We start from the raw sequence: 6,344 nt of genomic DNA, 5'->3' as shown, positions 1-6,344 counted from the left end.
GTTCCACAAACCACGGCTCCTGCAACCCGAGAACTTGTCTGTACAGGTCGGTATCTCGCATCGGTATCCCCTCCTTGGGGACCTATCATACAAGACTTACCGACCCACGACAATTCCGGAAGGACCAGATTTTAATTAATGCCAATAGACCCTCTGATGGATATACGGCACTATGGGAAAGAGGAAGACTGGACATAACTGTAGAAGCACTTATACAGGATCCTAAGTGGGCACCTCTATTTAATGCAGAGGAAATCGAAAGAGCACGCAAGCGGCTCGACGATTACAATTACAGTATTTAAAGAATGAAGGAAACTTAATTAAAAAGAGGCATTAATTCCGGGAAACCCGTAGAATTTCACATGGTGTCTGTTTATCAAATAGTACCAGTTCCCACTCAATAGTTCTGATGTCGTGTCTCAGAATATAGATAGCATAGGGAAAAGGGGGCAGATCTATTTTATTCAAAAATAAATCTGTCCCTTTTTTCCCAAACGAGATCGTACATCTGGGTGTGGTTCATCTGGCACTATAACATTCTTGGTAATAAGTTTGCATCAGAATGATCGGAGTTGCAGTTATGATATCTTAAAAAAGAGGTTGTATTTTTGATCAAGACCAACTAGTGTAGTGTGGACATCACCCCTGAAACTGGACAAAATATGTTAGAGTATCAGACAGGTTTACTTTAATCCCTGAAAGGGAGAAAGGGCCCTGTCAGATGAAGAGACAGAGGACATTCAGTCCAGAGTTTAAACGTCAAGTTGTTGAGGAGATGTTAAGCGGAATCAGCACCTCAGTTTAACTATGCCGCCGGCATCACATTTTTTCCAGTTTGCTCTCTTACTGGAAGAAACGATACGCACAGGGTGGATTCGGCAATGAACCCACCCAGGAAGCTGCCCAGGCTGAGAAAATCCGCCAGTTGGAACAGAATGAACAGGTTATATTATGCTATGTTTTATGCCGTCCTTGCCCTTTTGCAGGAGAAACAGTTAGGTACAGCAAAACATAATGGTATTACGAACACCGTGTACCTGAGGGCCAAAAGGCGTATTCGATGACCAGGCCTATCCGCTTTGAACATTTGAAGCCCTGTATTGACTGGTGGGATAAGCGAGAGGAGAACGAAGTTGCCTGGAAGGTCACAATAGAGGAGATCAAGACCCGCAACTATAACCTCGATTTCAAGAATCCGCATGTTGCTGATGAAGACCACGGCAATCCGGCAGAATTGCTTGCCAAACTTGAAGAAAGCGAGGCAGAGACTGCCAGACTCCGGGACAAACTGAAGGCAATTCTGGAGGAGGCTCTGCTGAGATGAAGAAAAATCAACTGGAACTGCTTATTGAGCAGGTAAAACACCTCGTACAATCCGCACGACGGGCTGCGGCGAATAATATTAATTCACTCCAGATCCTGACGAATTTTGAGATTGGCCGCCTGATTGTCGAACATGAGCAGGCCGGGCATCATAGAGCGGATTATGGAAAACAACTTCTCAAAGAATTGTCTGAACGCCTTTCCGGTGAATTTGGCAGAGGATTTTCAAGATCAAACCTTCAGAACATGAGAGCCTTTTTCCTTCAGTACAGGGATAGGTTTCTCCAGATTTGCCAGAAGCCTTCTGGCAAATTGCATTCCCCTGTAAGTAGTCAGCGGTTTGCTGAACAAATAACGACACATATACCCCTCAGTTGGTCTCACTATGTCCTTCTCCTTGGTATCAAAGACGCCAAAGAGCGCAGCTTCTATGAAATTGAGGCTTCACAAAATTTCTGGTCGGTTCCGGAGCTTAAACGCCAGGTAAACACCAGTCTCTATGAGCGGCTTGCACTGAGCCGTGATAAAAAGCGTGTACGGCAACTGGCAAAGAAAGGGCAGATAATCAGTCAACCAGTGGACCTTCTCAAAGAGCCCTATGTGCTCGAATTTCTCGGTCTGGATGAAAAGTCAACTTATTCAGAAACAGATCTTGAGACAGCCATCATAGACAAGCTGGAGAAATTTCTTCTGGAACTCGGCAAAGGTTTTCTGTTCGAGGCCCGCCAGAAACGCTTTACCTTTGATGAGGATCACTTCTTCGTTGACCTCGTTTTCTATAATCGTTTGCTGCGTTGTTATGTTTTGATTGATCTTAAAATTGACAAACTGACTCATCAAGATCTTGGGCAGATGCAAATGTACGTCAATTATTTTGACCGTTATGTGAAGCAGGTAGATGAGCAGCCGACTGTCGGCATCATCCTATGCAAAAAGAAACGCGACGCACTGGTTGAGTTGACCCTGCCTAAAGATGCCGGCATTCATGCCAGGGAATACCAGCTTTACCTGCCTTCAAAAGAGGATCTGAAACAGCGTCTGATAGAGTGGGCAAGGGAAGAAGGTGAAGAATGAACGCAGAAAGGCTGCTTCACAACCTTGATCGCCTGATTGACACGACAGACGCAGTGCCGAGCCTGCGCTGGTTTATTCTGAACCTGGCAGTGCTGGGAAAATTCGTCCCGCAGAATCCGAAGGATGAGCCAGAGGGGATGTTGCTTAATAGAATCAGGAAAGAGAAAGATCAAAATGACCTTGAACATAAAATGTCTATAAAAGAAAAAGCATAGATAAGTCTAACTTTTTACTTCCATCTGTGAAGATAATATCCACGCTAAGCTTGATAAATTCAAATGTCTTGAGGGCAAGGTTTTCTCTGATGCTGGCTACTACATGGTGTTGGTTTACAGCGAAAAAAGGCATGGAAGGGAGAGATATAAGTGCTTGAAAAGGAACTAAAAGTTATTGAGACATTTAAGAATCTTGTATCTCAAAAGGTTAATATACTCGAATTCAGGGTCTTTGGCTCAAGGGCCAGAGGAAGCGCTACTGAAGAGTCAGACTTGGATGTGTTCATAGTGGTGGATCGTCTCGACCACTCTATTGAAAAGTATATCAGTGATTGTGCATGGGAAGCTGGCTTTACTGAGGATATCATTATTATGCCTGTTGCAATAAGCATGGATACTTTAAGAAATAGCCCTCTACGGGAGTCGGTTTTTATTAAGAACGTATATCGTGAAGGGATTGCAGTATGAAGGAAGAGAACCTTTCTTTGATAAGATACAGACTTGAGCAAGTTGATGCCCCTATAAAAGAGGCTAAAATGGATTAGATGCCGTAGGCCATTGTCTAAGGAGGTAATACCTGAGTAATTTAAGATATAATGATTGTGGTCATACTCTCCCTTACGGTATTTATGAAGCCTTGCTGGATGAAGGGCTGCGTGATGCGCTCTTACGTCATCCAGAGCTGCGGTCTGTCTTATCCAAGATTGACCCTGAGGAGCAGCCCTACCGCTATGCTGCATTTTTAACTTCAGTTATAGAGAAGTCTTTATTACAGGAGACTGATCCTCTTGAACGGCTTAACCTCTGCAATCGTCTGATTGATATTCTTGCAGGCACCAATGAAAATTCCCATCTCGGGAAACACAGACTTGTGTTTGCAGAAAAATCTGTTCTATCAGAAATTACCCCGCCACACTACGCTCAGCAAGGGCTGCCTCGCCCTGCAACACCAATAGTCGAGAGCAGTTTGTTTACCGGTTCACCCCACGAGCCGCAGCTTATTCAGGAGCTGCAGGCAGAGATGAGATCTGCTGATGCAGTAGACATATTAATCTCTTTCATCAAGTAGATAGACTTCGTCTAAACGATATCCAGGGCGCCCTGGATGAGGCAGGTGACTTTGCCCTATCCATCCATTACCGGTTATGGGGCAAGCCTGGTTCAGCATTTGGGTTATCGACTCTTAAGGATTCATTCTCCAGGCTTGCAGGCAACAGGTCAGTTCTCACTGACATGGAAGAAGTCCTTGAATGGGCAGAGGAGGAAACACGCATCAGCGGAATCTTATCGGAATTACCCTTCCCCTGCACCCTGGAACTACACGCCAGGTATGGCAATTCAGACATCAAAGCTGCCCTGGGGATGGCAACCATTGAATCCGCAGGACCGGTTGGGGTCGGGGTGCTCCACTTCAGCAAAATCAAGACGTATGCATTGCTTATTACCTTTCAGAAAACAGAACGGGAGTTCTCGCCAAGTACCATGTATGCCGATTATCCCATCAGCCGGGAACTTCTGCACTGGGAATCTCAGTCGAACACGACACAAAACAGTGACACGGGACAAAACCTGATAAATCATGTGGAGCGGGACTATACGATCCTCATCTTTGTCCGTGCCACAAAGAGGCGAGATGGAGTCACAACTCCCTTCACATATTTAGGTCCTGCAGATCTCGTCAGTTACGAGAGTGAGCGCCCAGTCAAAATAATCTGGCGTCTTCATTACCCTATGCCTGCAGAAATCTTAGAGGAAAACCGGCGAGGGGGATAATGTATCGCTTGTACTGCACCCCTGAAACTGGACAAAATATGATTAAGACAATATCTATCTGTCCGTTAAATAATGCAAATTCAGCCGTTTCCCAGTTTTAAGCCTTTAAGGGCTCAATATTGGAATATCATAGTGGGATTCTTGAAGAAATCCTTCAGGCTCGTCAAGGCTCTGCGAATGGCAACAGGAAACACTTCCAAATAATGAGCTTGTCCGGAACCGGCCCGGGATCATGCGCCTTGCCCGGGAAGGGGGTAAGCTGAAGGCAGAACAGAAGGGGCTGTTTGCAGAGGCTGCGGAATAATCTGTTGATTCTCCTTCCTTCAAGGAGAAAAATATGGTATATTCACCTTTTATAAAGGAGAAATCGTCTCATGGCCGGGTCCCTTCCGTTGCAAATCAAAGAGGTGTTGACCGAGAAGCTGGCGGAATCCCTGACCGTGCCCCTGCCGGAGGCGACGGCGCGGTCTGTCTATGGCGCGACGGCCTTGCCCGGCAAAGTCACGGCGGTTGTCGGCATGCGCAGGGCGGGCAAGACCACCTTCCTGCATCAGTTGCGGCGGGAGCGGATGGCGAAGGGGGCGAGGCGGGAGTGGCTTCCCTATCTGAACTTCGAGGATGAACGGCTCGGTGACCTGAAGGCCGGCCATCTCGGATTTCTCCTCGAGGAATACGGACGCCGGGTCCCGGAGGCAGGGGAGAAGGGGAGAGTGACCTGGTGTTTCGACGAGATCCAGGTCGTGCCGGGCTGGGAACGCTTTGTCCGGCGGCTGCTCGATACGGGCCGGGCGGAGGTCATCATCGCGGGGTCATCGGCAGCCTTGCTCTCACGGGAGATTGCGACGGCGTTGCGGGGGCGGGCGTGGGAGGTGCCGCTATACCCCTTTAGCTTCTCCGAGGCGCTCCGCTATCGAGGGGAGGTGGTTCCTGAGAACCCCGGTTTTCTGACCAGCAGGGAGCGGACCCGGATCGAGAGGCTCTTTTCAGACTGGCTTCAGACCGGCGGTTTCCCTGAGGCCCAAGGGCTTGACGGCGTCTCAAGGAGGCAGTTGTTGCAGGATTATGTCGATGTAGCGATCCTGCGCGATGTGGTCGAGCGCCATGCCGTGAGCAACATCACGGGCTTGCGCTGGCTGGTGCGGCATCTCCTCGGCAATGCGGGAGGCCTGTTCAGCGTCGAAAAGTTCTACGCCGCACTAAAGAGCCAGGGGATGGCGATCTCTAAAGATACGGTGCATCAGTTGCTCGCTTATCTCGAGGACTGTTTCCTTGTCCGGATGGTCTGGATGGAATCGTCCTCTGAGCGTCAGCGCATGGTGAACCCGCGGAAGGCGTACCCGGCGGATGCGGGATTGATCCCGGTGTTCGATCGTAGCGGCCGAGGCAACCTCGGGCATGCCCTCAAAACGGCCGTCTTGATCGAGCTCGAAAGGAGGCGCTGCGCCGTAACGTATGTGCGCATGCCGGAGGGTTATGAGGTCGATTTCCTGGCGCGGGACCCGGAGGGTCAAATAGATCTGATCCAGGTCTGTGCGGACGCCAGTGATCCGGCGACGGCGGCACGGGAATTGAGGGGGCTGACCGGGGCAGGTGAAAGACATCAGGGGGCGCGAAAACGTCTGCTGACCCTCACGAGAGATGGCGCTCCTGAAAGCGCACCGCCGGATATGATCATCCAGCCGGCCTACGAATGGCTGTTGGCCGGGCCGTCAGAGGATTGAGTTTTATCAAAGGCACAACGAGTGGTACTTGTCGGTAACAAGATATCTCCCGGCAATCCTGTAACAAAACCTGATGGCACAGTCGTGCGGACACTCGGGTGAGCTCGCGTGTGTCACCTTGCACATTATTTTGCCTGATTATTTCACATTAAATTGACCCTTTTCAGAAAGGATTGACTGGCAAGCGGGGCAGACATACCTGCCAGTCTTACGATACATCTTTATATAATCTCAGTTG

The 6,344-nt window shown here is 48.9% G+C and carries 7 protein-coding genes; all 7 read left to right on the top strand.

The genetic code is table 11. The features are described from left to right. Positions 1-1,060 precede the first annotated feature (1,060 nt). The gene (locus IT393_01675) at positions 1,061-1,324 is read left to right on the top strand and encodes an N-6 DNA methylase (GenBank protein MCC7201359.1); all 264 of its coding nucleotides are present in this window, start codon (positions 1,061-1,063) and stop codon (positions 1,322-1,324) included. Further along, on the top strand, positions 1,321-2,397 hold the full coding sequence (locus IT393_01670) for a DUF1016 family protein (GenBank protein MCC7201358.1): 1,077 nt from the start codon (positions 1,321-1,323) through the stop codon (positions 2,395-2,397). Before IT393_01675 ends, IT393_01670 begins: the two co-directional genes overlap by 4 nt. Further along, positions 2,394-2,612, top strand: a complete 219-nt coding sequence (locus IT393_01665; protein ID MCC7201357.1) for a hypothetical protein — start codon at positions 2,394-2,396, stop codon at positions 2,610-2,612. Before IT393_01670 ends, IT393_01665 begins: the two co-directional genes overlap by 4 nt. A 150-nt stretch (positions 2,613-2,762) precedes the next feature. After that, positions 2,763-3,080: a nucleotidyltransferase domain-containing protein gene (locus IT393_01660; GenBank protein ID MCC7201356.1), complete on the top strand. Its 318-nt coding sequence runs from the start codon at positions 2,763-2,765 to the stop codon at positions 3,078-3,080. Between the two features lie 169 nt (positions 3,081-3,249). After that, positions 3,250-3,681, top strand: coding sequence for a hypothetical protein (locus tag IT393_01655; protein ID MCC7201355.1), 432 nt, complete (start codon positions 3,250-3,252; stop codon positions 3,679-3,681). Continuing rightward, on the top strand, positions 3,660-4,385 hold the full coding sequence (locus tag IT393_01650) for a DUF3427 domain-containing protein (GenBank protein MCC7201354.1): 726 nt from the start codon (positions 3,660-3,662) through the stop codon (positions 4,383-4,385). Before IT393_01655 ends, IT393_01650 begins: the two co-directional genes overlap by 22 nt. Before the next feature lie 374 nt (positions 4,386-4,759). Continuing rightward, on the top strand, positions 4,760-6,106 hold the full coding sequence (locus IT393_01645; GenBank protein MCC7201353.1) for an ATP-binding protein: 1,347 nt from the start codon (positions 4,760-4,762) through the stop codon (positions 6,104-6,106). Positions 6,107-6,344 lie beyond the last annotated feature (238 nt).

It is taken from the genome of Nitrospirota bacterium (assembly GCA_020851375.1).
Lineage (GTDB): Bacteria > Nitrospirota > 9FT-COMBO-42-15 > HDB-SIOI813 > HDB-SIOI813 > RBG-16-43-11.
Note: the sequence above shows the minus strand (reverse complement) of the source record. Positions and strands in the feature narration are given on the sequence as shown.

What these genes read in the sequence shown, in the direction of transcription:
- IT393_01675 (MCC7201359.1), top strand. Translation starts at nt 1,061, where the DNA reads ATGACCAGGCCTATCCGCTTTGAACATTTGAAGCCCTGTATTGACTGG.
- IT393_01670 (MCC7201358.1), top strand. Translation starts at nt 1,321, where the DNA reads ATGAAGAAAAATCAACTGGAACTGCTTATTGAGCAGGTAAAACACCTC.
- IT393_01665 (MCC7201357.1), top strand. Translation starts at nt 2,394, where the DNA reads ATGAACGCAGAAAGGCTGCTTCACAACCTTGATCGCCTGATTGACACG.
- IT393_01645 (MCC7201353.1), top strand. Translation starts at nt 4,760, where the DNA reads ATGGCCGGGTCCCTTCCGTTGCAAATCAAAGAGGTGTTGACCGAGAAG.